The 26,298-nt window shown below is 55.6% G+C and carries 22 protein-coding genes; 11 read left to right on the top strand and 11 right to left on the bottom strand.

Annotated features, from left to right (window positions below):
- Positions 1–8 precede the first annotated feature (8 nt).
- Entirely contained in the window at positions 9–368 is a 360-nt protein-coding gene (gene arsC, locus ETG88_RS13390) for an arsenate reductase (glutaredoxin) (RefSeq protein ID WP_129035562.1), read from the top strand.
- Here arsC and ETG88_RS13395 read toward each other — a convergent pair.
- Positions 365–1,189: an XRE family transcriptional regulator gene (locus ETG88_RS13395; RefSeq protein WP_129035563.1), complete on the bottom strand. Its 825-nt coding sequence runs from the start codon at positions 1,187–1,189 to the stop codon at positions 365–367. The two genes, arsC and ETG88_RS13395, sit on opposite strands and share 4 nt — an antisense overlap.
- Before the next feature lie 158 nt (positions 1,190–1,347).
- Between ETG88_RS13395 and celB the strand changes: the two genes are divergently transcribed.
- Genes celB through ETG88_RS13410 form a run of 3 tightly spaced genes read left to right on the top strand, consistent with a single transcriptional unit; the run spans position 1,348 to position 5,054 of the window.
- The gene (gene celB / locus ETG88_RS13400) at positions 1,348–2,667 is read left to right on the top strand and encodes a PTS cellobiose transporter subunit IIC (RefSeq protein ID WP_129035564.1); all 1,320 of its coding nucleotides are present in this window, start codon (positions 1,348–1,350) and stop codon (positions 2,665–2,667) included.
- 3 nt (positions 2,668–2,670) lie between these two features.
- Positions 2,671–3,630 (top strand): glycosylasparaginase, encoded by a 960-nt coding sequence (locus tag ETG88_RS13405; RefSeq protein ID WP_129035565.1) that lies wholly within the window; start codon positions 2,671–2,673, stop codon positions 3,628–3,630.
- Positions 3,627–5,054 carry a leucyl aminopeptidase family protein gene (locus tag ETG88_RS13410; RefSeq protein ID WP_129035566.1) on the top strand — a complete coding sequence of 476 codons (1,428 nt, stop codon included), beginning with the start codon at positions 3,627–3,629 and terminating at the stop codon, positions 5,052–5,054. The genes ETG88_RS13405 and ETG88_RS13410 overlap by 4 nt, the downstream gene beginning before the upstream one ends.
- Before the next feature lie 46 nt (positions 5,055–5,100).
- Here ETG88_RS13410 and ETG88_RS13415 read toward each other — a convergent pair whose 3' ends face one another.
- The 4 genes from ETG88_RS13415 to ETG88_RS13430 all read right to left on the bottom strand — a co-directional run bounded on the left by ETG88_RS13415 (position 5,101) and on the right by ETG88_RS13430 (position 9,529).
- A complete protein-coding gene (locus tag ETG88_RS13415) occupies positions 5,101–5,802 on the bottom strand; it encodes a DnaA inactivator Hda (protein ID WP_213015986.1) in 702 nt (233 codons plus the stop codon).
- 96 nt (positions 5,803–5,898) lie between these two features.
- Positions 5,899–7,188 (bottom strand): uracil permease, encoded by a 1,290-nt coding sequence (gene uraA / locus ETG88_RS13420; protein ID WP_100779339.1) that lies wholly within the window; start codon positions 7,186–7,188, stop codon positions 5,899–5,901.
- A gap of 87 nt (positions 7,189–7,275) precedes the next feature.
- Entirely contained in the window at positions 7,276–7,902 is a 627-nt protein-coding gene (upp, locus tag ETG88_RS13425) for a uracil phosphoribosyltransferase (protein ID WP_023308769.1), read from the bottom strand.
- Positions 7,903–8,098: 196 nt separating this feature from the next.
- Positions 8,099–9,529 carry a 6-phospho-beta-glucosidase gene (locus ETG88_RS13430; protein ID WP_107703138.1) on the bottom strand — a complete coding sequence of 477 codons (1,431 nt, stop codon included), beginning with the start codon at positions 9,527–9,529 and terminating at the stop codon, positions 8,099–8,101.
- A 276-nt stretch (positions 9,530–9,805) separates the two neighbouring features.
- On the opposite strand from ETG88_RS13430, the gene purM reads away from it, so the two are divergent.
- From purM to ppx, 4 genes are all read left to right on the top strand, one after another.
- Positions 9,806–10,843 carry a phosphoribosylformylglycinamidine cyclo-ligase gene (purM, locus tag ETG88_RS13435; protein ID WP_100779337.1) on the top strand — a complete coding sequence of 346 codons (1,038 nt, stop codon included), beginning with the start codon at positions 9,806–9,808 and terminating at the stop codon, positions 10,841–10,843.
- Positions 10,840–11,481, top strand: a complete 642-nt coding sequence (gene purN / locus ETG88_RS13440; protein ID WP_100779336.1) for a phosphoribosylglycinamide formyltransferase — start codon at positions 10,840–10,842, stop codon at positions 11,479–11,481. The genes purM and purN overlap by 4 nt, the downstream gene beginning before the upstream one ends.
- A gap of 229 nt (positions 11,482–11,710) precedes the next feature.
- Complete coding sequence (gene ppk1, locus ETG88_RS13445; protein ID WP_129035567.1) at positions 11,711–13,771, top strand: polyphosphate kinase 1; 2,061 nt, start codon at positions 11,711–11,713, stop codon at positions 13,769–13,771.
- Positions 13,772–13,774: 3 nt separating this feature from the next.
- Complete coding sequence (ppx, locus tag ETG88_RS13450; RefSeq protein ID WP_129035568.1) at positions 13,775–15,316, top strand: exopolyphosphatase; 1,542 nt, start codon at positions 13,775–13,777, stop codon at positions 15,314–15,316.
- A gap of 10 nt (positions 15,317–15,326) precedes the next feature.
- On the opposite strand, the gene ETG88_RS13455 is transcribed toward ppx, so the two are convergent.
- A complete protein-coding gene (locus tag ETG88_RS13455) occupies positions 15,327–17,567 on the bottom strand; it encodes a sensor domain-containing phosphodiesterase (RefSeq protein ID WP_129035569.1) in 2,241 nt (746 codons plus the stop codon).
- Positions 17,568–17,932: 365 nt separating this feature from the next.
- On the opposite strand from ETG88_RS13455, the gene ETG88_RS13460 reads away from it, so the two are divergent.
- Positions 17,933–18,103: a YfgG family protein gene (locus tag ETG88_RS13460; RefSeq protein WP_100780838.1), complete on the top strand. Its 171-nt coding sequence runs from the start codon at positions 17,933–17,935 to the stop codon at positions 18,101–18,103.
- Here the strand turns inward: ETG88_RS13460 and ETG88_RS13465 are convergent.
- Positions 18,093–18,983 (bottom strand): LysR family transcriptional regulator, encoded by an 891-nt coding sequence (locus tag ETG88_RS13465; RefSeq protein ID WP_129035570.1) that lies wholly within the window; start codon positions 18,981–18,983, stop codon positions 18,093–18,095. The genes ETG88_RS13460 and ETG88_RS13465 overlap by 11 nt on opposite strands.
- Positions 18,984–19,081: 98 nt before the next feature.
- Here ETG88_RS13465 and ETG88_RS13470 point away from each other — a divergent pair, with 98 nt between their 5' ends.
- Positions 19,082–20,275 carry an MFS transporter gene (locus ETG88_RS13470; protein ID WP_129035571.1) on the top strand — a complete coding sequence of 398 codons (1,194 nt, stop codon included), beginning with the start codon at positions 19,082–19,084 and terminating at the stop codon, positions 20,273–20,275.
- A 10-nt stretch (positions 20,276–20,285) separates the two neighbouring features.
- Here the strand turns inward: ETG88_RS13470 and guaA are convergent, their stop codons facing one another.
- Together guaA and guaB are read right to left on the bottom strand one after the other, a co-directional pair.
- Positions 20,286–21,863, bottom strand: coding sequence for a glutamine-hydrolyzing GMP synthase (gene guaA / locus ETG88_RS13475; RefSeq protein ID WP_100779330.1), 1,578 nt, complete (start codon positions 21,861–21,863; stop codon positions 20,286–20,288).
- A gap of 62 nt (positions 21,864–21,925) precedes the next feature.
- Positions 21,926–23,392 carry an IMP dehydrogenase gene (guaB, locus tag ETG88_RS13480; RefSeq protein ID WP_100779329.1) on the bottom strand — a complete coding sequence of 489 codons (1,467 nt, stop codon included), beginning with the start codon at positions 23,390–23,392 and terminating at the stop codon, positions 21,926–21,928.
- A 159-nt stretch (positions 23,393–23,551) separates the two neighbouring features.
- On the opposite strand from guaB, the gene xseA reads away from it, so the two are divergent.
- Positions 23,552–24,925, top strand: a complete 1,374-nt coding sequence (xseA, locus tag ETG88_RS13485) for an exodeoxyribonuclease VII large subunit (protein ID WP_129035572.1) — start codon at positions 23,552–23,554, stop codon at positions 24,923–24,925.
- Here xseA and ETG88_RS13490 read toward each other — a convergent pair.
- Positions 24,922–25,137, bottom strand: a complete 216-nt coding sequence (locus ETG88_RS13490; RefSeq protein WP_100779327.1) for a zinc ribbon domain-containing protein — start codon at positions 25,135–25,137, stop codon at positions 24,922–24,924. The two genes, xseA and ETG88_RS13490, sit on opposite strands and share 4 nt — an antisense overlap.
- Before the next feature lie 44 nt (positions 25,138–25,181).
- Positions 25,182–26,273, bottom strand: coding sequence for a Gfo/Idh/MocA family oxidoreductase (locus ETG88_RS13495; RefSeq protein WP_129035573.1), 1,092 nt, complete (start codon positions 26,271–26,273; stop codon positions 25,182–25,184).
- Positions 26,274–26,298: the final 25 nt, after the last annotated feature.

A 26,298-nucleotide genomic window follows, 5' to 3' on the forward strand; every position in this document is an offset into this window, starting at 1 on the left:
GAGAAGTCATGTCAGACAAGGTTAAAATTTATCACAACCCTCGCTGCTCCAAGAGTCGCGACACGCTGAGCCTGCTGAAAGCGAACGGCATTGATCCCGACGTGGTGCTCTATCTGGAGACGCCGCCGGACGCCGCCACTCTTCACCAGCTTCTGAGCATGCTGGGCATGGCGAGCGCACGTGAGTTGATGCGCCGGAAAGAAGATCTCTATAAATCCTTAAACCTGGACGATAGCCACCTCACGGAAGATGCGCTGATTCAGGCGATGGTTGAAAATCCAAAGCTGATTGAGCGCCCGATTGTGGTCGCTAACGGTGAAGCGCGCATTGGTCGCCCACCGGAAGATGTGCTCGAAATCCTCAACTAAAGGGTGCGCCGCAGTGCTTCAAGAAAGGCCTGCGGCGTACTGTCCCCCAGCTTTTTCTGCGCTTTGCCCTGATTATAGAATTCACAGATTCGCATCAATAACTCCCCTGCCGGTTCCACATTCACTCTGGGAATGATTTCACCCAGCGGGATCGCCACCTGTACGGCGCAGTGCTGTGCCGGGCTGTGTTTTATTGCCATCCCCTCAAGGCTCAACGACGCAGAAAACCCGAAAGTCTCAACAGATTGAATATCAGCCGGACAGGCTTCCAGCAGCTCTCTTGCCCAGTTTGCCACCAGCTGCGGTGAAATCCCCGCATAAAGCCTGGCAAAACACCAGCCGCTGACCGGCTCCCGCGCCCACAGCAGATGCTGTTCCCCACCGTCGTCCATATGCAATGAGAGCGGCAGATGGTGCAGTTCAAGCCGCTGCGGTAAGAGACCGGCTTTCAGCGCTTTTTTGCCCTGCAGTGGCGCGCCCTGACGCGAGGATGCAGCAGGTTTCAGATAGCGATTCAGCGTCGCCCGCGAAACGCTAATCCCCAGCCCTTCATTCACCAGCAGCAACAGTTCGTCCAGCGGCGCACCGGTGGCGTCACGCAGGGCGTTAATCAATGAAACCTGCTCTTGTCTCATCGCTTTGTGTATCACTGTAGGCGTCGTGTGGTTGTCGGATATCTGCTCACGCTTGCGCCAGCGCCGGACGGTGGTGACTGAAATTCCCAGCTCCAGGGCCAGCTCTCTGTCGCTCTTATCCGACTGCTGAAGATAGCGACGGGTGCGCGGTGTCGTGGTGGCATTGGCGTGCAGTTTGATTTCCATCGCGAGGCCTCAGTCAAATTTCTTATAACCAATCTTGTGAGATTTATGTTAACAAAGCGATTACATTGTGACCTGATTCACCTTTCGGTCGCAACGCTTCACTGATAATCCTCAGACATAGCATAAACAACGTCACGCGATCTTGTACGGAGTTCACAATGAACAATGTTCTGGGATTTATGGAAGCAAAATTGATGCCGCTGGCAGCCAAAACGGCTCAGCAGCGTCATCTGGGTGCCATTCGTGGTGCATACGTTTCATTCATGCCGTTTATTATCGTCGGCTCGATCCTGCTGGTTATCTCCTCGTTCCCGAATCAAACCTATCAGCAGTTTATGTCGTCGGCCTTTGGCGAAAGCTGGAGCGCGATTATCGAGATCCCGTTTAACGCTGTTTTCTCGACGATGTCTCTGTTTATCAGCTTCCTGGTCGCCTTCCGTCTGGCGGAGCACTACGACGAGGACCGCATCTCGTGTGGGATCCTGGCGCTGGTCAGTTTCCTGATCCTCACGCCGTTTATCAAAGTGGCGGAAAACGGCGGAATTACCGTGATACCGGTGGAGTGGATTGGCAGTAAAGGGCTGTTCGTGGCGATGATTGGCTCGCTGTTATGGACGGAGCTGTTCTGCTGGCTGAAGCGTAAAAATCTGGTGATCAAAATGCCGGAGGGCGTTCCGCCTGCAGTGCAGGAGTCGTTCGCCGCGCTGATCCCCGCCCTGGTGGTGATGATTCTGGTGCTGGTGATCCGCATTGGGTTTGAAAACACGCACTATCACACCATCCATCAGTTCATCTATGACGTGGTCGCAACGCCGGTGCGTCACTACGGCACCTCCTATTTCGGCGCGCTGATGACGGTGTTCAGTATCACCATTTTGTGGTCAGTGGGCATTAACTCCGGTTCGATGATTAACGGCATTATCCGTCCGCTGTGGATGGAGAATCAGACCGACAATATCGCCGCCATTCAGGCGGGCGTGACGCCGCCGCACATTATTACCGAGCAGTTTTTCGACATGATCTGGATGGGCGGCGCGGGTGCCACGCTGTCGCTGGTCATCGCGATGCTGATTTTTGCCCGCAGTAAAAATATGCGGGAAGTGGCGCGGCTCGGCGCGGGCGCGTCGGTGTTCAACATCAACGAACCGATTCTGTTCGGACTGCCGGTGATCATGAACCCGATCATGCTGATTCCCTTCAACCTGGTGCCGCTGGTGTTAGTCACCGTGCAGTACGCGGCCATGAAAATCGGCGCGGTCGCCGTGACCACCGGGGTGTTTATTCCCTGGACGCTGCCGCCGGTCATCAGCGGCTTTATCGTCACCGGGCATCTTAGCGGCAGCGTGATGCAGCTGCTCAACCTGCTGATCGGCGCGATGCTCTATCTGCCGTTTATGCGCATTCTGGACAAACAGTACCGCGCTGCGGAAATCGCTACCGCGACGCCAACCGAAACCACGCTGGCAAAACAGGAGTAAACCATGTGGGGAATTATCGCAACCTGGCGAATGGCGCTGGAAGGTGTGACGGAGTCTGCGTCTGCGCTGGCTGCGGGGAAACCTGTCGCATCGGCAGTCGTGGATGCCGTTGCAGCCGTTGAAGACTTTCCGTATTACAAGTCTGTCGGCTACGGCGGGCTGCCCACGGAGAATGGCGAAGTGGAACTCGACGCCGCCTATATGGACGGCGACACGCTGGCCTTTGGCGCAGTGGGCAATCTGGTGGATATCGCCAACCCGGTGCGGGTGGCTCAGGCCTTGAGCCGTCAGCGCTATAACAGCCTGCTGGTCGGTCAGGGGGCGCGCGAGTGGGCGTTAAGTCAGGGCTTTAGTGACAAAACCATGCTCACCGACCGGGCAATGCAACATTACCGCAAGCGCTGTCGTGAAACGCTGGATAAGGGGCTCAGCCCGTACAACGGCCACGATACTGTCGGCATTATCGGGCTAGATAAGCAAGGCTCCATGAGCGTCGCGACCTCCACCAGCGGCCTGTTTATGAAAAAACGCGGGCGCATCGGGGATTCGCCGATTATCGGTTCCGGTTTTTATTGCGACAGCGAAACGGGGGCCGCCACCGCCACGGGCGTGGGCGAGGACCTGATGAAAGGCTGCACCAGCTACGAAATCGTGCGCCGCATGGCGCTGGGCATGACGCCCCAGCAGGCGGCAGATTCCGTCGTCTTTGAACTCGAAGACAAGCTGATGTCACGCTTTGGCCGCGTGGGCGATCTTTCCGTGGTGTGCATGAATAACCGAGGCGAATTTGGCGCGGCGACCAACATCAAGACGTTCTCTTTTGTGGTCGCCACCGCCCGGCAGCCCCTGACCGTTTTTCGCACCGAACGCCTGCGAGAGAAAACCCACTATCAGGCCGTGGATGACGACTGGATGCAGGCCTATGCCACCCGCATTCGCGCGCCGATTGAGGAACAACCATGATTAACTGCCAGCTGATTACCTCCCTTGCCGAAGCCCGCCCACACAGCCATCTTCTGGCGCGCCACGCCTGCGCGCAGTTGCCGGAGACGGCGCTTATCAATGAGATGCGTGCACAGACAGGCGTAGCGGACACACGCTTCGGCTGTGCCCCTTTTGCCCGTATCACTCTGCTGCCAGAAGCGCTGTGGCAGGATTCCCTGACCGACGGTTTAGTGACCGCGCTACGCCCGCTTTTTGCCGCGCCCGTCAGCGAAAGCCTGGTGATTGATCTCTGCGATATTCACGACACCGTTCTGGGCCAGTTGCTGCGTTTCCTGTTCAATCAGGCGCATAACCTTAGTGATTTGCAGCTCAAGAAAACGGACGGCTCCGCCGTGCGGATTCGCCACATTGCCGCCCTGTGCCTGCCCGAGCAACGAGAGCGGTTAGCCAGCATCATCGAACAACAGCAGGCGGTTGCCAACGGGATGATCGCTGCACGGCGTCTGGCAGACACGCCATCCGACCGCTGCACGCCACAGTACGTGGTCGACGAGGCGCAGACCCTGTGTGCCGCCTTCCCTGCCCTGCGCTGCGAGGTGCTTGATGAACAACAGATCGTCGGGCAAGGTCTTGGGCTGCTCCATGCCGTAGGAAAAGGCGCCACCTGCCCGCCACGCCTGCTGGCGATTCATTACGACGGCATCAGCGACGGTCCGGTTCGCTGCTATGTGGGCAAAGGCATTACCTTTGACACGGGCGGTCTGTGGCTGAAGGAAGGCGCGGGCATGTACACCATGAAGTACGACATGTGCGGCGCGGCCAACGTGCTGGGCCTGATGCTAACGGTGGCTGAGCTGAACCTGCCCGTGCGGATCATGGGCGTGCTGGCGCTGGCGGAAAACGCCATCGGCCCGGACGCAATGCAGCCGGGGACGGTAGCGCGGGCCTGTAACGGCCTGGCGGTGGAGATCAATAATACCGACGCCGAAGGACGTCTGGTGCTGGCCGATGCTATCGCCTGGGCGAGTCAGCGTCATCCGCAGGCGCATTATATTATCGATATGGCGACGCTGACGGGTGCGGTGGTTAAAGCGCTGGGGTATGAGCTGAGCGGATTGATGACGCAAAACGAAACGCTGCGGGAGCAGTTGACCCGCGCCGGGATCAGGAGCGGCGATGAGGTGTGGTCTCTGCCGCTGGATGCGCGGCTGAAAAAACAGACCGAAAGCACGATTGCCGATCTGTGCAATACGCCGACCAATAACGCGGCGATCAGTGCGTCAGCCGCATGGCTATTACACCATTTTTGCCCGCCAATGATTCCGTGGGCGCATCTGGATATCAGCGGAACGGCGTTATGGCGTGAAGGCGGAAGGAGCGTGGCGTCGGGAAGACCGATTCCGTTATTGGTGGAGCATTTATTAGCAGATATAGAACTGTAAGCCCATACACGCGGCGCGCCGCCGGGCCAGAAGGCCTGGTGGCGAATTAGAGTTTCAGCGTCTCTTTCACAAACGGAATGGTCAGTTTGCGCTGGGCAGTTATGGACGCATGATCGAGCTGATCCAGCGTATCAAACAGAGTGCGCATTTCCCGATCCAGTCGCTTTAACAGGAAACGACCCACGTCTTCCGGCAGCTCAAACCCACGTAACCGCGAGCGTAACTGCAGCGCCTGAAGTTTGTCTTCATCAGACAAGGGTTGCAGCTTGTAGATTTGTCCCCAGTCGAGACGAGACGCCAGATCCGGCAACCCCAGATTCAGCTGGCGAGGAGGACGATCGCCGGTGATCAGCAACCGGGTTTTCCCCGATTCCAGAATGCGGTTGTAGAGATTAAACATCGCCATTTCCCACGGCTCATCTCCGGCAATGCATTCAATATTGTCGATGCAAACCAGTGAAAGATGTTCCATGCCGTCGAGCACTTCCGGGACAAACCAGGTGCGTTTATCCAGCGGCACGTAGCCTACCGCGTCACCACGCTGGGAAAGCTCCGCACAGGCGGCGTGCAGCAGATGGCTGCGTCCCGCGCCTTCGCGTGACCAGATATAAATGTATCCGCTGTGCTCCTGGCGCAACACGTTTTGCAGTGCAGCCAGTAAAGAGGGGTTATCACCCGGCCAGAAACTCGCGAAAGTTTCGTCGTCAGGAAGATAAAGTGGCAGAGAGAGCTGTGCCGGTCCGTTCAGAAATACCTCGATCAAGGTCTCACATAAAATCGGGAGGGAGTTTATCACGGAACCTGCAATGAGAGAACCGGGCGGATCGTCCGCCCGGTTTAACGATCAATGTGACGCTTTTTCGCTATCAGCAGCGTCGAGAACTTCTTCTTCCGGGCGCAGTACAGAGATCAGTTTGAAGATCAGGCTCAGGCCTACGCCGACGATGGTGGCCAGCGCCATGCCTTTCAGCTCAGCGGCACCGATGTGCACTTTCGCGCCGCTCACACCGATAATCAGGATCACCGAGGTCAGGATCAGATTCTGCGTTTTGTTGTAATCCACTTTGGATTCAATCAGCACGCGAATACCGGATGCGCCGATCACGCCGTAGAGCAGCAATGAGACACCGCCGATGACCGGGACCGGGATAATCTGGATCGCCGCCGCCAGTTTACCCACGCAGGAGAGCAGAATTGCAAAGATCGCCGCCCCGCCGATCACCCAGGTGCTGTAGACGCGAGTAATCGCCATTACGCCGATGTTCTCGCCGTAAGTGGTGTTTGGCGTGGAGCCGAAAAAGCCGGAAATCATGGTCGACAGGCCGTTAGCAAACATCGAACGGTGCAGACCTGGGTCGCGGATCAGATCTTTTTTGACGATATTCGCCGTTACCACCAGGTGCCCAACGTGCTCGGCAATCACCACCAGCGCCGCTGGCAAAATGGTGAAGATCGCAAACCACTCAAAGCGCGGCGTGTAGAAGGTTGGCAGTGCAAACCAGTGCGCCTGGGCAATCGGAGTGGTATCCACCACACCCATCGCGAAGGAGAGCGCATAGCCCGCCAGCACCCCGATCAGAATCGGGATAATCGCCAGGAAACCACGGAACAGCACCGAGCCGAACACCGTCACGCCCAGGGTTACCAGCGAAATAATAATGGTTTTGGACTCAGGCGATTGTCCGTCCGCAGGCAGCAGCCCGGCCATATTGGCCGCCACACCCGCCAGCTCCAGACCGATGACGGCAACGATTGCGCCCATTGCCGCAGGCGGGAACATCACATCCAGCCAGCCTGTCCCGGCTTTCTTCACAATGAAGGCCACCAGGCAGAACAGCGCACCGCACATAATAAAACCGCCCAGAGCCACTTCGTAGCCTAATGGCAGCAGCAACAGGACCGGGGAGATAAACGCAAAGCTGGAACCCAGATACGCCGGGATTTTGCCTTTACAGATGAAAAGGTAAAGCAGCGTACCGACACCGTTGAACAGCAGCACGGTAGCCGGGTTAATGTGAAACAGGATTGGCACCAGCACGGTCGCACCAAACATGGCAAACAGATGCTGCAAACTAAGCGGGATCGTCTGCAAAAGCGGCGGTCTTTCACTCACCCCGATAGTACGGCGCGTCATAGTGTTTTCCTCTAAGTATTGTGAGTTGTTTGTGTTTTATTCAAAAAAAAGCCGACTATCAAAGTCGGCTTCTTTTTCGTTATTCGATTATTTCGTACCAAAAATCTTATCGCCGGCATCGCCCAGCCCCGGGATGATGTACCCGTGCTCGTTCAGCCCCTGGTCGATGGATGCGGTATACAGCTCAACGTCCGGATGCGCTTTTTCCAGCGCCGCGATACCTTCCGGTGCCGCAACCAGCACCAGCACTTTAATGCTGTTACAGCCGGCGTTTTTCAGCAGGTCGATAGTGGCGATCATCGAACCGCCGGTGGCGAGCATCGGGTCAACGACCAGCGCCATACGTTCGTCGATATTGGAAACCAGCTTCTGGAAATACGGAACCGGCTCGAGAGTCTCTTCATTACGGTAGATACCGACAACGCTGATACGCGCGCTCGGTACGTGCTCCAGCACGCCTTCCATCATGCCCAGACCTGCGCGCAGGATTGGCACCACGGTAATTTTTTTGCCTTTGATCTGCTCAACCTGGACCGGGCCGTTCCAGCCTTCGATGGTCACTTTTTCAGTTTCCAGGTCAGACGTTGCTTCGTAAGTCAGTAAGCTTCCAACTTCAGAGGCCAGTTCGCGAAAACGCTTCGTGCTGATGTCATGCTCACGCATCAGGCCCAGCTTGTGTTTAACGAGTGGGTGTTTCACTTCCACAATCTTCATTCTCATTCTCCTCTGAGGTGGCTACCGCAAAAAAAATCGCCGGATTATACCGCTTTTTTCCAGGTTCGCCATACCCATCTTGCTTGACGTTGATCAATCAAAGTGGATTAGGGAGCGTTAGAGAGTATAAAACAGGAAAAAAAAGCCGGAGGGGAGTCCGGCTTTTTCGGGGGATAGTTGACGTGCGGTGCTGCGCTTACAGGTCTGCGCCGTTAGTGGCGATAACCTTCTGATACCAGTCGAATGATTTTTTCTTGCTGCGGTTCAGGGTGCCATTACCTTCGTTATCTTTATCGACAAAGATAAACCCGTAGCGTTTTTTCATTTCGCCCGTGCCCGCCGACACCAGATCGATACAGCCCCACGGGGTGTAACCCATCAGATCCACGCCATCTTCAACGACCGCTTTTTTCATCTCGCGGATGTGCGCGTCGAGATAATCGATGCGGTACTGGTCGTTCACCGTGCCGTCGCTCTCCTGCACGTCGATGGCGCCAAAGCCGTTCTCGACGATAAACAGTGGCAGCTGATAGTGATCCCAGAACCAGTTCAGGGAGTAACGCAGGCCCACCGGGTCAATCTGCCAGCCCCAGTCGGATTTCTGAACGTACGGGTTGGAGACCAGGCTTTTACTTTCGTCATAATCCAGCTGCGGGTTGTCCGGCGTCGCTTTGGTGGCGAAAGACATGTAATAGCTGAAACCGATGTAATCAACACAGCCCTGCTTCAGTGCCGCAATATCTTCTTCGGTAATATCCAGTTCAAAACCGCGACGCTCAAAGTAGTTGAGCAGATGCTGCGGATATTTCCCGCGCACGTGCACGTCGGTGAACCAGTAGCGACGATGCATGGCGTTCATCGCCATCATGATGTCGTTTGGCGCGCAGCTCAGCGGATAGATTGGGCACATGGCAATCATGCAGCCAATTTGCAGGGACGGATTGATCTCACGCCCGGCTTTCACCGCCAGGGCGCTGGCCACCAGCTCATAGTGCGCGGCCTGGAACATCACCGGCTCGCGATCTTCGCCCGGCTCGTACTTCAGGCCGGAGTTGGTAAATGGCGCAAAATCTTCGTGGAAGTTAGCCTGGTTGTTGATCTCGTTGAAGGTCATCCAGTACTTCACTTTGTGCTGGTAACGCTTGAATACCACGGTCGCGAAACGCACAAACATGTCGATCAGCTTGCGATTGCGCCAGCCGCCGTATTCGGTCACCAGATGGAAAGGCATTTCGAAGTGCGAAAGAGTAATCACCGGCTCAATGCCGTATTTCAGGCACTCGTCGAACAGGTCGTCGTAGAATTTCAGACCGGCTTCGTTCGGCTCCAGCTCATCGCCTTTAGGGAAAATACGCGTCCAGGCAATCGACGTGCGGAAGCATTTAAAGCCCAGTTCGGCGAAAAGTTTGATGTCTTCTTTGTAGCGATGGTAGAAGTCGATGGCTTCGTGGTTCGGATAGTTTTTACCCTGAATGACGCCCTGGGTGATTTCACGCGGGACGCCGTGCGCGCCGACCGTCATTACGTCCGCAACGCTGATTCCTTTACCGCCCTCTTTCCAGCCACCTTCCAGCTGATGCGCCGCCACCGCGCCGCCCCACAGAAAACCTTCTTTGAATCCTGGCATGCCTTTTCCCTCATTCTGCGTTATTTTCTGCAAAAACAATTACAGAAACCGGTTTCAGTGAAATCATGTGCAATGCTCCTGGCGGTTGCAAGCACATTACCGAAACCGGTTTCATTTTCGTGAACGGTATCAAGTTTGTCGCGACCCGATGTATAAATGTGTAAATTTTCAGCGACTTTTTATGACCGCAGAATAGGCTCGCAAACGTTTGCCTGGACTGTTAGAATTGCGCCGATTTTTCTTACTATGCAATGCAATCGCGTGGGGACTTAAGCCGTGACCAACAAAACTTCTCTCAGCTATAAAGATGCCGGTGTTGATATTGACGCAGGTAATGCGCTGGTTGACCGAATCAAAGGTGTGGTCAAAAAGACTCGCCGCCCTGAAGTGATGGGTGGTCTGGGTGGATTTGGCGCACTGTGCGCACTGCCGCAAAAATATCGTGAGCCTGTTCTGGTTTCTGGCACTGACGGCGTGGGAACAAAACTGCGTCTGGCGATGGATCTCAAACGCCACGACACCATCGGCATCGACCTGGTGGCCATGTGCGTGAACGACCTTGTGGTGCAGGGTGCTGAACCCCTCTTCTTCCTCGATTATTACGCGACCGGCAAACTGGACGTGGATACCGCATCCAGCGTGATTACCGGTATCGCTGAAGGCTGTCTGCAGTCCGGCTGTGCGCTGGTCGGCGGCGAAACGGCAGAAATGCCGGGGATGTATCACGGTGAAGATTACGATGTCGCAGGCTTCTGCGTCGGCGTGGTAGAAAAATCAGAAATTATCGACGGCAGCAAAGTGACCGATGGCGATGTGCTGATTGCACTTGGCTCCAGCGGCCCGCACTCCAACGGTTATTCCCTGGTGCGTAAGATCCTCGAAGTGAGCGGCTGCGATCCAGAAACAACGGAACTCGACGGCAAACCGCTGGCCGATCACCTGCTGGCACCGACCCGCATCTACGTGAAAAACATTCTTGAGCTGATTGAGAACGTTGACGTGCACGCCATTGCACACCTGACCGGCGGCGGCTTCTGGGAAAACATCCCACGCGTTCTGCCTGACAATACTCAGGCGGTGATCGACGCGTCCTCCTGGCAGTGGCCAGCCGTGTTCAACTGGCTGCAAACTGCAGGTAACGTCAGCCAGCACGAAATGTATCGCACCTTCAACTGCGGCGTCGGCATGCTGATTGCTCTGCCAGCCAGCGAAGCAGACAAAGCCATTGAGCTGATGAAGGCGAAAGGTGAAAACGCGTGGAAAATCGGTATCATCAAAGCTTCTGATTCCGAACAGCGCGTGGTCATTGAATGAAAAATATTGTGGTGCTCATTTCCGGTAACGGAAGTAATTTGCAGGCCATTATCGACGCCTGCAAACAGAAACAGATCAATGGCACCATTCGCGCAGTATTCAGCAACAAGGCCGATGCGTTCGGCCTTGAGCGTGCGCGGGATGCCCATATCCCGGCGCACGCGCTGGAAGCCTCTCAGTTTGCCAGTCGAGAAGCCTTCGACCGGGAGCTGGTGCAGGAGATCGACGCCTACGCGCCGGATGTCGTGGTGCTGGCCGGCTATATGCGTATCCTCAGCCCGGGGTTTGTTTCCCACTATTCCGGCCGTCTGCTGAACATCCACCCTTCTCTTCTGCCGAAATATCCGGGCCTGCATACCCACCGTCAGGTGCTGGAAAATGGCGATGAGGAGCATGGGACTTCCGTGCATTTCGTCACCGACGAGCTGGACGGCGGGCCGGTCATTCTGCAGGCAAAAATCCCGGTGTTTGACGGCGACGATGAAGACGACATCACCGAACGCGTTCAGTCGCAGGAGCACGCCATTTACCCGTTAGTGGTGAGCTGGTTTGTCGATGGGCGTCTTGAGATGCGCGACAACGCCGCCTGGCTGGATGGCGTTAAGCTGCCCGCTCAGGGCTATGCGGCCGACGAGTAATCTGTTTTTCCCGGCGGCGCTGCGCTTGCAGAGCCGACGATTTTGCCAGTCGGGTACGCGCCGCGCCGCCCGACACATCTTCATCCGCACCAACCCCTTAAAATCCCCCAGAAAAAAAATTAACTGTCATACTTTTCTGGCACAGTTGGACATCTCGTGTCAAAGCTCGCCATAATAGAATCGAGACGGATTTGCTGCGTCCCGTGATTGAAACGGAGTGTAAGTTGTAATGGGTCAGGAAAAGTTATACATCGAAAAAGAACTAAGCTGGTTAGCATTCAACGAACGCGTGCTTCAGGAAGCGGCTGATAAAAGTAATCCGCTGATTGAGCGGATGCGTTTTCTGGGTATTTATTCCAATAACCTGGATGAATTTTATAAGGTCCGTTTTGCCGAACTGAAGCGGCGGATCATCATCAGCGAAGAGCAAGGCCTGAACTCCCATTCACGCCATCTGCTGGGTAAAATCCAGGCTCGTGTTCTGAAAGCCGACCAGGAATTTGACGGCTTGTATAACGAGCTGCTGCTGGAGATGGCGCGTAACCAAATCTTCCTGATTAACGAACGTCAGCTCTCCGCCAACCAACAGACCTGGCTGCGCCACTACTTCAAACATTATCTGCGCCAGCACATCACCCCTATTCTTATCAATCGCGAAACGGATCTGGTGCAGTTCCTGAAGGATGATTACACCTATCTGGCGGTTGAGATTATTCGCGGCGACTCCATTCGCTACGCGCTGCTGGAGATCCCCTCGGATAAAGTGCCGCGCTTTGTGAACCTGCCGCCGGAAACCCCGCGCAGACGCAAGCCGATGATCCTGCTGGATAACATCCTGCGCTACTGCCTCGACGACATTTTCAAAGGCTTCTTCGATTACGATGCGCTGAACGCCTATTCCATGAAAATGACCCGTGATGCCGAGTACGATCTGGTGCATGAGATGGAAGCCAGCCTCATGGAGCTGATGTCCTCCAGTCTGAAGCAACGTTTGACGGCCGAGCCGGTGCGCTTTGTTTATCAGCGCGACATGCCGGACGCCATGGTGGAAATGCTGCGCGACAAGCTGACTATCTCCCGTTACGACTCCATCGTACCGGGCGGACGCTATCACAACTTTAAAGACTTTATTAGCTTCCCGAACGTCGGCAAAGCCAATCTGGTCAACAAACCGCTGCCGCGCCTGCGCCATCTCTGGTTCGATAAGTTCCGTAACGGATTCGACGCCATTCGCGAGCGCGACGTGCTGCTTTACTATCAGTACCACACCTTTGAGCACGTACTTGAACTGCTGCGTCAGGCATCGTTCGATCCGAACGTGCTGGCGATTAAAATCAACATCTACCGTGTGGCAAAAGACTCGCGCATTATCGATGCGATGATTCACGCCGCGCACAACGGTAAAAAAGTGACGGTGGTGGTTGAGCTGCAGGCGCGTTTCGACGAAGAGGCAAACATTCACTGGGCGCGTCGTCTGACGGAAGCCGGTGTGCACGTTATCTTCTCGGCGCCGGGGCTGAAAATTCACGCCAAACTGTTCCTGATCTCCCGTAAAGAAGGTGATGACGTGGTGCGCTACGCCCACATCGGGACCGGTAACTTCAACGAGAAAACCGCGCGACTGTATACGGACTACTCGCTGCTGACCGCCGACGCGCGCATCACCAACGAAGTGCGCCGGGTGTTTAACTTTATCGAGAACCCGTATCGTCCGGTGAGCTTCGACTATCTGCTGGTCTCCCCGCAGAACTCGCGCCGCCTGCTCTACGCGATGATCGACAAAGAGATTGCCGCCGCGCAAAAAGGCGAGCCGTCGGGCATTACCCTCAAACTCAATAACCTGGTCGACAAAGGCCTGGTGGATCGACTGTATGCGGCCTCCAGCACCGGTGTACCGGTGAATCTACTGATTCGCGGCATGTGCTCGCTGATTCCAGAACTGGAAGGCATCAGCGAAAATATTCGCGTGACCAGCATCGTTGACCGTTATCTGGAACATGATCGCATCTATATTTTTGAAAATGGTGGCGACAAACAGGTGTATCTCTCTTCCGCGGACTGGATGACGCGTAATATTGATTACCGAATTGAAGTCGCGACGCCGCTGCTGGACCCACGTCTGAAGCAGCGGATCCTCGATATTATTGAGCTGCAACTGAGTGACACCGTTAAGGCTCGCTATATCGATAAAGAACTGAGTAACCGCTACGTGCAGCGCGGCAATCGCCGTAAAGTGCGCTCACAGCTGGCGATTTACGACTATATCAAATCACTCGAGCAACCTGATTAACCTATGCCGATAAATGATAAGACCCCACGCCCGCAGGAATTTGCTGCGGTCGATTTAGGTTCTAACAGCTTTCATATGGTCATCGCCCGCGAGGTCGACGGCGCCATGCAGATCATCGGGCGCCTTAAGCAGCGCGTCCATCTCGCCGATGGTCTTGATGACAAAAACATGCTCAGCGAAGAGGCGATGGAGCGCGGTTTAGCCTGCCTGTCGCTGTTCGCCGAACGCCTGCAAGGGTTTTCCGCATCGAGCGTGTGTATTGTAGGAACGCACACGCTGCGCCAGGCGCTGAATGCGCCAGAGTTTCTCAAACGCGCGGAAAAAGTGATCCCCTACCCGATTGAAATCATTTCGGGTAACGAGGAAGCGCGTCTGATTTTTATGGGCGTGGAACATACCCAGCCGGAAAAAGGCCGCAAGCTGGTAATCGATATCGGCGGCGGGTCGACTGAGCTGGTCATCGGCGAAGACTTCGAACCCAAACTGGTTGAAAGCCGCCGTATGGGCTGCGTCAGCTTTGCGCAGATGTACTTCCCTGGCGGCGCTATTAGCCGTGAAAATTTCCAGCGCGCGCGCATGGCGGCCGTTCAGAAACTGGAATCGCTTGCCTGGCAGTATCGTATTCAGGGCTGGAATGTAGCCCTCGGCGCGTCCGGTAGCATCAAAGCGGCACACGAAGTGCTGCTGGCGATGGGTGAAAAAGACGGGATTATCACTCCGGAACGGCTGGAAAAACTCCGGGAAGAAGTGCTCAAGCACAAAAGTTTTGACTCCCTGAGCCTGCCGGGCTTGTCCGACGAACGTAAGGCGGTCTTCGTGCCTGGGCTGGCGATTCTGTGCGGTGTCTTCGATGCGCTGGCGATCCGCGAGCTGCGCCTGTCCGACGGGGCGTTGCGTGAAGGCGTGCTTTACGAAATGGAAGGTCGCTTCCGTCATCAGGATATTCGCAGCCGTACCGCGCAAAGTCTGGCGAATCAGTACAATATCGACCGTGAACAGGCGAAGCGCGTTCTGGAAACCACCACCCACATTTACGAACAGTGGGAAGCGCAGAACCCGAAGCTGGCGCATCCGCAGCTGGCTGCCCTGCTGAAATGGGCGACGATGCTGCACGAAGTGGGGCTGAATATTAACCACAGCGGCATGCATCGCCACTCGGCCTATATTCTGCAAAACAGCGATCTGCCGGGCTTCAATCAGGAGCAACAAACGATGATGGCGACGCTGGTGCGCTATCACCGTAAGGCAATCAAACTGGACGATCTGCCGCGATTTACGCTGTTCAAGAAAAAGCAGTTCCTTCCGCTCATTCAGCTTTTGCGTTTAGGCGTTTTGCTGAATAACCAGCGTCAGGCGACGACGACGCCGCCAACGCTAACCCTGAAAACCGACGACCATCACTGGACGCTGAGTTTCCCGCACGACTGGTTTAGCCAGAATGCGCTGGTGCTTTTAGATCTGGAAAAAGAGCAGCAGTACTGGGAAGGTGTGACTGGCTGGTTGCTTAAAATCGAAGAAGAGCAGTCGCCAGACGTGGCGGCCTAACCCTGTGTTCTCAGGCGTCCAGTGGTGACGCCTGAGAATCAAGCAGCTGTTCCAGCGGCTCAGGTTTACCGATTAAATATCCCTGCAGAAAATCTATCCCCAGCGCACTCAGTGCGCTGCGAATCGCTTCACTTTCTACATATTCGGCCACCACCAGCATTTTCTTCATCCGCGCCAGATGGCAAATCGACGCCACAATCTGATAGTCCAGGCTGTTGTCAGCGATGTTACGAATAAAGCTGCCGTCTATTTTCAGGATATCGGCATCAACACTTTTCAACCGGGCATAGCTGGCGTAGCCCGTTCCAAAATCGTCGATGGCAATCAGACACCCTAACTTCTGCAGCTGTTTGACCATCTGATCCGCCAGATCCGCATTGCCAAATCCGCTGCACTCGGTAATTTCAAAGATCAGCTGCCAGGCTTCGATGCCGTATTTCTCCAGCAAACGGTGAACCTCAATGGGGAATTGCGATCGGCAGATGGTTGAGGACATGAGATTAATGGCGAAACGCTTGCCGGGTAGCCTGCCGCGATGCGCCGACATAAACTTCAGCGTACTTTCCAGCACCCAGAGATCCACGCGCGATGACAAGCCAAACTCCTGCGCCACGGGCAGGAATTTATCCGGCGTAATGAGTACGCCATTTTCATCGGTCATGCGTAACAGGATTTCGTGGTAGTGATCGCCGCGAACGCCCTGCACCCGTTGCGCCATGAGCTGGAATTCATTGTGCTCAAGCGCCCGCTGCAGTCGGTTCATCATCGCCACTTTATCCCGCAGGCTACGCTGTAGATTAGCCGCGCCGCGCTGTTTTAGGTTCTCAGGATGGTTGGTGAAGAGCGAGAAATCCGCAATGATGCTCAGCTCGCCCAGCAGCAAATAGAGATGGGTCACCGGCGAACGGACACAACAATAGCTGATACCCACCTGCGGTTGCAGCGGCACCCCGTCCCAGATAAAACGGAACTGTTTAATGAGTTCGTCGAGCGCTTCAATGCGCGCCACGTGTGACTCAGTGTTCAGCCGTATCGCCAGATCGCATCCGGAAAGCTGATAAACGCACTCATTGGGCTGCAGGAAACTCTTAAGCCACTCCGCCAGCTTCTGTTTGTACTGAATTCGAAGCAGCACACCGTAGTTGCGGCTCAGAACTTCAAGTTCCGGTACGCGCAGCATACAAAGCGTTGACCAGGGTGATTTAGACAACGCACGCGATAACGCCCGCAGATTCGGCATGTGCACAACCGGATCGAGAAAAGCCAGGCGTCTGGCATGGCGCGTGATCACCCGCTGGCGCGTAGCCAGCATCGCCATGTAAATCACCACAAAAGAGAAGACCAGATAACTCGACGACGTGATCGCCAGGTGAATGTCGTAGCCCTGGCCGAGCGGAATATAGTGGTAAAAATAGTGAATTGAGACCATCAGCACCGGCGTCCAGATGATCGACATCAGCTTATAGCCAAACCGCATTGAGCCCCACAGCATCACCGGCATCATCAGCGACAGCGTGTAGTTAGTGCTAAAAATTGAGCTGTTATCGCTCATGGGCACCAGCAGCAGTGAAAGCAGGCCTGCCAGCGCGGCAAGCCAGAGAACAAACTCCGCCGCAGTGACTTTCTTATCAATCTGCGTTCGGATTTGTGAAATGAGCGCTTTGAGATAACGCGGATGTCGGAACACGCGAATCACCAGATAGCTGAACGGCACTCCCGTCAATCCGCCGACCAGCAGCCCCTGAAAATTGATCAGGGTGCGAATGGTCAGCGGATTTAGCCCAGCCACGCTCTGTCGGGTTTCATAGACGCCGAGGTAAACGGCAAACTGGAACAGCACTAAAAATAGCGTCGACGGGCACAAAACCTGCCAGAAAATACGTTGCGCCATCAGCTTTGTATTGCCGTATGCCACCATATTTCGCCGGGGCGCAAATACCCGATATCCGCCCCAGCTCAGGGTGAGCGGAACGATAAAATGGCAGATGAGCGCCACGGTTTCATAGAGGCTGACCGTGTCGTAGTAACGTAAAAACAGCGCCAGAATGATGCCAGGCAGTGCTGCGAGGCCGAAAAATAGCATTGCGGAGAGCAGAAACGACAATGGCATGTAATAGAGTACGATGCTTCCGCCGTTTAACTGGGTATAGGTGCTCGCAACGTTCAGCAGAGGCAGAAAAATAACAGGCAAAAGAAGGGGGAGCGCCCACCAGCGATCTTTGTTTTGCTGTAAATAAGAGAGAATGTTCATAGGCGCCTGGTTAAGCCCCTTCATCCATAGGGTAATTTCAGACAGGCATCCAACCTGACATTTTGACGCACAGTATTTTCATGAGAAAACACCGTGGAGGGAGGATTTTAGTGATCAATGCCGCGCAAGAATTGACCTAACGCAAGAATATGAATTCAAAAAACCAATTATTACAATTTTCTCGGGTGGTTTTCTGTTTTCTATCAGCCCGCTAAATTATTGAATTAATATCGATAACATCAACGAATCATTACATTGACGATTTTTTACACACTCCGAATTGACCCTTGCTTCCCGCTGTGACTTAATAGTCCCATCGCCCAAAAGGGTATACCCAGGAAAACACAGTGAGCCAGGCAACGCGTATGCAGAAACGACATCGATTTAACACTCGAATGACCCGCATTATCTTGCTTATCAGCTTTCTGTTTTTCTTCGGCCGCTTCGTGTACTCCTCCATTGGCGCCTGGTATCACCATCAGGACAAAATCCAGTCTCAGCAAGTCAGCCAGCCGCTGGACTCCGTTAACCATTAGTCTTCTCGCGCAATAAACGAATCACTTCGGAAATTCCCTTACTGAGAATTTTGTCTTGCCGCATGACGATACCTAACTGACGATGCAAAATCGGGTTCAGCGACCGCACGCTCAGCCCTTCGCGATCCACTACGTTTTCGACCGCCATACGCGAGACAATGCTGTATCCCAATCCTGCGCGAACCATGCGCTTAATGGCTTCGATACTGCCCAGCTGCATCACAGGGCAGACCTCCAGATCGCATGCCTTAAACCAGCCATCGATTAAATCCCGCGTACCACTCCCCGATTCGAAGGCTATCAGCGGCAGTGCGTGCAATATTTGCGGGGTAAACTGCGCTATCTCCTCGTCCTGCGCCTGGGAAATTATCAGGACAAACTCTTCATCAAGTATGGGCATAACCTCCAGCGCACGACCGCTTGCCGGGAGTGTGACCAGCCCGATATCCAGACGGTTCTCCTCCACGGCGCGCACCACATCCAGCGTGTTTCCCGTCGTCACGCCGACGCGTAATAGCGGATGCTCCTCACGCAGTTGCTGTAGCAACGGCGGCAAAAGGTGAATACAGGCCGTGGCCCCCGTGCCCAGTGTAATAGTACCACTGATCTCATGGCTAAACTCGCTCACCGACCGGATCGCCTCTTCCACTACCTGCTCAATACGATTGCCATGCTCCAGTAGCGCCAGCCCCGCAGCGGTGGCTTTGATGCCACGCCCGGTACGTTCGACCAGACGCGTTCGCAGAAATTGCTCAAGCTGGCGCACCTGCAGGCTCACCGCTGGTTGAGAAAGGCCCAATATATCCGCCGCAGCCGAAAAGCTGCCGCGCTGGATCACCAGCCGGAAGGTCGCCAGATTGCCCAGATTCAGCGTCGTCATCGCAAAGTTTCTCTTATAGGAGTCATAAACACAGAGGCCTGCCAGCACCTTACCGTGCGCAGTATGGTGATCACAACTGCCTGACGGAATGAAAAATAATGAAAACACCTGCCCTCCCCCGCCTGCTTCCTGTTGCTGCCGGAGGCAATCAGCTGATCAACTGGGGAATTACCTTTTACATGCCAGGAACCTTTGCCCATGCGATCGCAGCGGATATGCGCTGGTCGTCACCACAGATCTTTCTTGGCCTGACCCTCGCCATGCTGGTGATGGCGACGGTGTCGCCTTTTGTCGCCAGGCTGCTGGCCCGATTTGGCGGGCAGCTCGTGGTGATGAGCGGCACGCTGATGATCGCCGTGAGTTGTGCCGTCATGGCCTGCGTGCACGCGTTGCCTGGCTGGTACGCGGCGTGGCTGCTGGCAGGGGTCGGCATGCGCCTGTCCCTGTACGATGCCCTGTTCGCCTCGCTGGTGAATCTCTACGGTCAGAGTGCCCGACGGACGATTTCACACGTCACGCTGGCGGGCGGGTTGGCCTCTGCCGTGTTCTGGCCGCTAGGCGCGAAACTGCTTACATTTATGAGCTGGCGTGAAGCACTGCTGATTTACGCCCTGGCCGGCCTACTGAGTGCGGCGCTTATCCGCGTACTTCCAGGCCACAGGGTGCCGGTCGCCACTCCATGGAAAGCGACAGCGCCCGCCAATCATCAGGATCGCCGCAACGGCCTGCTCTACGCCGCCTTCATTGCGCTCATAACCTTTGTTTCGAACGGCACATCCACGCACTTACCGGAATTTATCGCAAGCGTAGGGCTTCCGGCGACCGTGGGGATGCTCTGGGGCATTGGCCAGACGGGCGCACGATTTACAGAGGTGGTCGCCGGGGCGCATCTCTCGCCGCTGCGACTGACGCTCATCACTGCCCTCGCCATGCCCCTCTGTTTTTTGACCGGACTCAGCGCCAGCACCCTTATCTGGGCGGCTGCCGGATTTGTGCTGGGCTATGGTGCCATCAACGGGCTAGTGACCATCGTAAAAGCCTCGCTGCCGTTACTGCTTTTTCCTGCTGAGGATTACGCGCGACGCACAGGCGTCTTGCTCATTCCGGCGCAGGTCATGGCAGCGGTATCGCCCTTTGCTTACGCATGGCTGAATAGGGAACTGGGTGTGTTAGGGGCAATGTGGGTGTCATGTGGATTGACGGTGATAATTGGGGGGCTGGCTGTAGGGCTTGTGGTTGTGCAGCGCCACAATAAAAACCCTCTGGCGAGGCAGAGGGTTTTGTTTGACTAGAGGGGGAAAATTACTCCCACTCAATCGTCGCCGGTGGCTTACCGCTGATGTCATAAACGACACGGGAAATCCCGTTCACTTCGTTGATGATGCGGTTAGAGACACGGCCAAGGAAGTCATACGGCAGGTGTGCCCAATGAGCGGTCATGAAATCGATGGTTTCGACGGCACGCAGGGAGACAACCCAGTCGTACTTACGGCCATCACCCATGACGCCGACGGAGCGTACTGGCAGGAATACGGTGAACGCCTGGCTCACTTTGTTGTACAGGTCGGCTTTATGCAGCTCTTCGATGAAGATTGCATCCGCACGACGCAGCAGGTCGCAGTACTCTTTCTTCACTTCGCCCAGCACGCGCACGCCCAGACCTGGGCCCGGGAACGGGTGACGGTAAAGCATGTCGTACGGCAGGCCCAGCTCCAGACCAATTTTACGCACTTCGTCTTTGAACAGCTCACGCAGCGGTTCAACCAGACCCATCTTCATCTCTTTCGGCAGGCCGCCCACGTTGTGGTGAGATTTGATGACGTGTGCTTTACCCGTTGCGGAAGCAGCGGATTCGATCACGTCCGGGTAGATGGTGCCTTGCGCCAGCCATTTCACGTCTTCCAGACGCAGCGCCTGTTCGTCGAACACTTCAACAAACACGCGGCCAATGATTTTACGTTTGGCTTCCGGATCGTTTTCGCCCGCCAGTGCGGACAGGAAGCGCTCTTCGCCTTCAACGTGAACGATGTTCAGACCGAAATGGTCGCCGAACATGTCCATCACCTGCTGGGCTTCGTTCAGGCGCAGCAGACCATTGTCCACGAAGACGCAGGTCAGGTTTTTGCCGATAGCACGGTGCAGCAGCATCGCGGTCACGGACGAGTCAACGCCACCGGACAGGCCAAGGATCACTTTATCGTCGCCAACCTGTTTGCGGATACGCTCAACGGCGTCGTCGATGATTTTCGCTGGGGTCCAGAGAGCTTCACACTGGCAGATATCGCGAACGAAGCGGTCCAGCATACGCATCCCCTGACGGGTGTGGGTCACTTCCGGGTGGAACTGCACGCCGTAGAAGCGTTTTTCTTCGTTCGCCATAATGGCAAACGGACAGCTTTCGGTACTGGCAACGGTTACGAAATCGGAAGGAATCGCGGTCACTTTATCGCCGTGGCTCATCCAGACGTCGAGCAGCGGTTTGCCTTCAGCGGTCAGGGAATCTTCGATACCGCGAACCAGGGCGCTGTCGGTCAGCACTTCGACCTGCGCGTAGCCAAACTCACGCTCGTTAGAAGATTCAACGTGGCCGCCCAGTTGCATTGCCATGGTCTGCATGCCGTAGCAGACGCCGAAGACAGGAACACCGGCTTCAAAGACGTATTGCGGGGCGCGCGGGCTGTTATGTTCGGTGGTGCTTTCCGGGCCGCCGGAAAGGATGATGCCGCTTGGATTGAATTCACGGATTTGTGCTTCCGTGACATCCCACGCCCACAGCTCACAGTAAACGCCAAGTTCACGCACGCGACGTGCCACCAGCTGAGTGTACTGAGAACCGAAATCCAGGATAAGAATGCGATGTTTATGAATGTTTTCCGTCATTGACGCTAATTCCGAGGCAAGTGAAACAAAGCGCCCGGCATTGAGCCGGGCGCGGAAACTTATCAGGAGCCCAGACGGTAGTTCGGGGACTCTTTGGTGATCGTCACGTCGTGAACGTGGCTTTCCTGGATACCCGCACCGCTGATACGTACAAATTCCGCTTTAGTACGCAGCAGGTCGATAGTACCACAGCCGGTCAGACCCATACAGGAACGCAGGCCGCCCATCTGCTGGTGGATAATCTCTTTCAGACGGCCTTTATAGGCTACGCGACCTTCGATACCTTCCGGTACCAGTTTGTCGGCTGCGTTATCCGTCTGGAAGTAACGGTCTGAAGAACCTTTGGACATCGCGCCCAGGGAACCCATACCACGGTAAGATTTATAAGAACGGCCCTGGAACAGTTCGATCTCGCCCGGAGACTCTTCGGTACCGGCCAGCATAGAGCCAACCATGACCGCCGCTGCACCTGCCGCGATGGCTTTCGCGATATCGCCAGAGAAGCGGATGCCGCCGTCCGCGATAACCGGGATACCGGTGCCTTCCAGCGCTTCTACCGCGTCAGAAACGGCGGTGATCTGCGGAACGCCCACGCCAGTTACGATACGCGTCGTACAGATGGAGCCAGGGCCGATACCCACTTTGACAGCGCTGCAACCGGCATCTGCCAGAGCACGGGCACCTGCGCCGGTTGCGACGTTACCGCCGATGATCTGCAGATCAGGGTATTTTGCACGGGTATCGCGAATACGTTGCAGAACGCCTTCGGAATGACCGTGAGAGGAGTCGATCAGCAGAATGTCAACGCCCGCAGCGACCAGCGCATCAACGCGCTCTTCGTTGCCAGCGCCTGCACCCACCGCAGCGCCTACGCGCAGACGGCCACGCTCGTCTTTACAGGCGTTGGGTTTACGTTCTGCTTTCTGGAAATCTTTTACGGTGATCATGCCACGCAGGTGGAAGCTGTTATCCACAACCAGCGCTTTTTCAACGCGTTTTTCGTGCATTTTAGCCAGCACGACTTCACGGGTTTCGCCTTCACGCACGGTCACCAGACGCTCTTTCGGCGTCATGTAGACGCTGACAGGCTGGTTCAGGTCGGTCACGAAGCGCACGTCACGGCCAGTAATGATACCCACCAGTTCGTTGTCTTCAGTCACAACCGGATAGCCCGCAAAGCCATTACGCTCGGTCAGCGCTTTCACTTCGTGCAGGGTAGTGGTTGGCAGAACGGTTTGGGGATCGGAAACAATGCCGGATTCATGTTTTTTCACGCGGCGAACTTCATCCGCCTGACGCTCGATAGACATGTTTTTGTGAATAAAGCCGATGCCACCTTCCTGTGCCAGGGCAATTGCCAGGCGCGCTTCAGTCACGGTGTCCATAGCCGCAGAGAGCATAGGAATGTTCAGGCGAATGGTTTTGGTCAACTGCGTGCTGAGATCGGCAGTATTCGGCAGAACGGTGGAGTGAGCGGGAACGAGGAGGACGTCGTCAAACGTCAGTGCTTCTTTTGCGATACGTAGCATGGGCAATATCTCTGACCTGGGTGGTTAAATATTGCCGTGGCATTATACAGAGCGTAACCGATTGCATCTACACTTTTTTATAAAAAATGCTTGCGATTGCCTCCGGGCAGGTTACTATCGACTGAATAACTTGCTGATTTAGAATTTGATCCCGCTCACATGTTATCCTCCCAAAGCCCCTCAATTTTTACCGTTAGCCGCCTTAATCAATCGGTTCGTTTGCTGCTTGAGCAGGAAATGGGACAGGTCTGGATCAGCGGAGAGATCTCTAATTTCACGCAGCCGTCATCCGGGCACTGGTACTTTACGCTGAAAGACGACACCGCTCAGGTGCGCTGTGCCATGTTCCGCAACAGCAATCGTCGGGTGACGTTCCGCCCTCAGCACGGCCAGCAGGTTTTGGTTCGCGCCAATATCACGCTGTATGAACCGCGCGGTGATTATCAGATCATCGTCGAGAGCATGCAGCCGGCGGGTGAAGGCTTACTGCAACAGAAATACGAGCAGCTGAAAGCAAAACTGTCAGCGGAAGGCCTGTTCGATCAGCAGTTCAAGAAATCCCTGCCCTCTCCCGCCCATTGCGTCGGGGTGATTACCTCTAAAACCGGTGCGGCGCTGCACGATATTTTACACGTGCTGAAGCGTCGCGATCCGTCGCTGCCCGTTGTGATTTATCCGACTGCCGTGCAGGGTGACGATGCCCCGGGCCAGATTGTGCGTGCCATTGCGCTGGCAAACGCGCGCCAGGAGTGTGACGTGTTAATCGTCGGGCGCGGCGGTGGCTCTCTGGAAGATCTGTGGAGTTTCAACGACGAGCGCGTGGCGCGGGCGATTTTCGACAGCGTTATTCCCATTGTCAGCGCGGTCGGACACGAAACTGACGTCACGATCGCTGATTTTGTCGCGGACATGCGCGCGCCGACGCCATCTGCCGCCGCCGAAATCGTGAGCCGCAACCAGCTGGAACTATTGCGCCAGTTGCAGAACAGCCAGCAGCGTCTGGAAATGGCGATGGACTATTTCCTCGCCAACCGTAACAGGCGTTTTACCCAGTTGCAGCATCGGCTACAGCAGCAGCACCCGCAGCTGCGTCTGGCACGTCAGCAAACGGTGCTTGAGCGTCTGCGCCAGCGGATGAATTTTGCTCTGGATAATCAACTCAAGCGCGCGGTTTCGCGCCAGCAGCGGATAACCCAGCGCCTGAATCAGCAAAACCCGCAGCCGCGCATCTATCGCGCGCAGACACGCATGCAGCAGCTTGAATATCGTCTGGGTGAGAACATCCGCGCACGCCTGAGCAGTACCCGTGAGCGTTTTGGTAATGCGGTGACGCATCTGGAAGCCGTTAGCCCGCTTTCAACGCTGGCGCGCGGCTACAGTGTAACCACGGCGACAGACGGCACGGTACTGAAACTGACCAAACAGGTGAAAGCCGGTGACGTGCTGACAACCCGCCTGGCCGACGGCTGGGTAGAAAGTGAAGTGAAAGGTATCACTCCCGCGAAAAAGACGCGCAAGAAAAAGCCGGTTTAAACCGGCTTGAATTCAACGCGTTTCTTCGAAATCAGGCCGTGACCGTTCTGGCAAAAATAATCGACCGCACCGCAGGCTTTCAACACCTGAAGCGGCTGATGGCAATCAGGGCATAGCGCTTCAAGCGCGATATCTTTATCGCAGCTCTCGCAGTGCGCCATTCCGTTTACGGGTTCCAGCTCTGCATGGCAATCCGGACAGATGATAGACATCGTGACTCCTTAAAAAGGTTTTGAGGTATTTTACCACGCCGCGATCAGTGTGGGCCACGCAGCTGTTGCTGTAATTTCAGCAGGAGTTCGACCTCTTCCAGCCGCCGCTGCGTGGTGAATGACACCTCTTCTGGCGCCCTCTCGTACAGGCTTTTTTCCCCAAGAATATGCTCTGCCAGACAGTGCGCGTAGATGGCCCCCGGAAGCGTCCAGCGCTCCACGTTTTCGCCGTCAACCAGTTCGAGAACATCCTCGGTGCCGCGTCGGTCGTGGCTGATAATGCGCCCGTCGCGTAGATGCAGCCGAAGCCCTTTTTGCCCACCCGCAGGCCCGGCATATTTGTTCAGCCAGATATCCACCGGAATACCGCTCACATGACCCTGAAGATGAGCTTCGCCTTCGGCGGTGAGCAGATCACCTGTGGCAATCGGGCGGCCGAGACGATCTGTCGCGGTTATCACCTGCAAAGACAGTGCGTGATTTCCGCCGAGCGCGCGCACGGTTTCTCGCATCATCGCCAGCACATGGGTACCGATATCAATGATGACACCGTCCGGGTGGCGAAGCTGGCGGGTATCAGGCTCACCGGTGGCAAAATTCAGCGCAACAGGTTCTCCCGCGACGTTGAAGCCGCTAGGCTCCTGAAGAAATCCTTCGATTTTGACGATCTCATCAAGTGAATTGACCACCCGGCCTGCGGTCTGATTTTCCCGTTCCGGCTGCCAGGCCGGGTTCAGAATGCCCAACGCGAGTTGCATGGCACCGCTTCGCGCCATCCAGTGATCGAGCGCCAGCACGCGAGCAGCGGCTTCAGTTTTTGCGAGCAGCGTTTTGAGTCTTTCGATTTGGGAAAGCGTCGCGACAACCGGTTTTTCCACCACGATACGCGGAATCGGTGAGGATAAGGCCAGCTCAAGCGCATCGAGGTGATGCAATGAAGAGGTGGTGACAAACAGGGTGTCTATCGGACTGGCCAGCAGTTGCTCCAGGGACGTGCAGCGCACCACGCCTGCAAGCTCGCGCTCGGGGCGAAGATCGAAACCGACGCAATGTAAGGGAGTATCGAAAATCTGTCGCAACGCCGGTAAATAGGCCGTCTCAACCACGGCGCCAAGCCCAATAAACCCTAACCGCATGTTCCACTCCGTTCATGAATTGTGG

Source organism: Lelliottia nimipressuralis (genome assembly GCF_004115925.1).
In the GTDB taxonomy this organism is placed as follows: domain Bacteria; phylum Pseudomonadota; class Gammaproteobacteria; order Enterobacterales; family Enterobacteriaceae; genus Enterobacter; species Enterobacter nimipressuralis.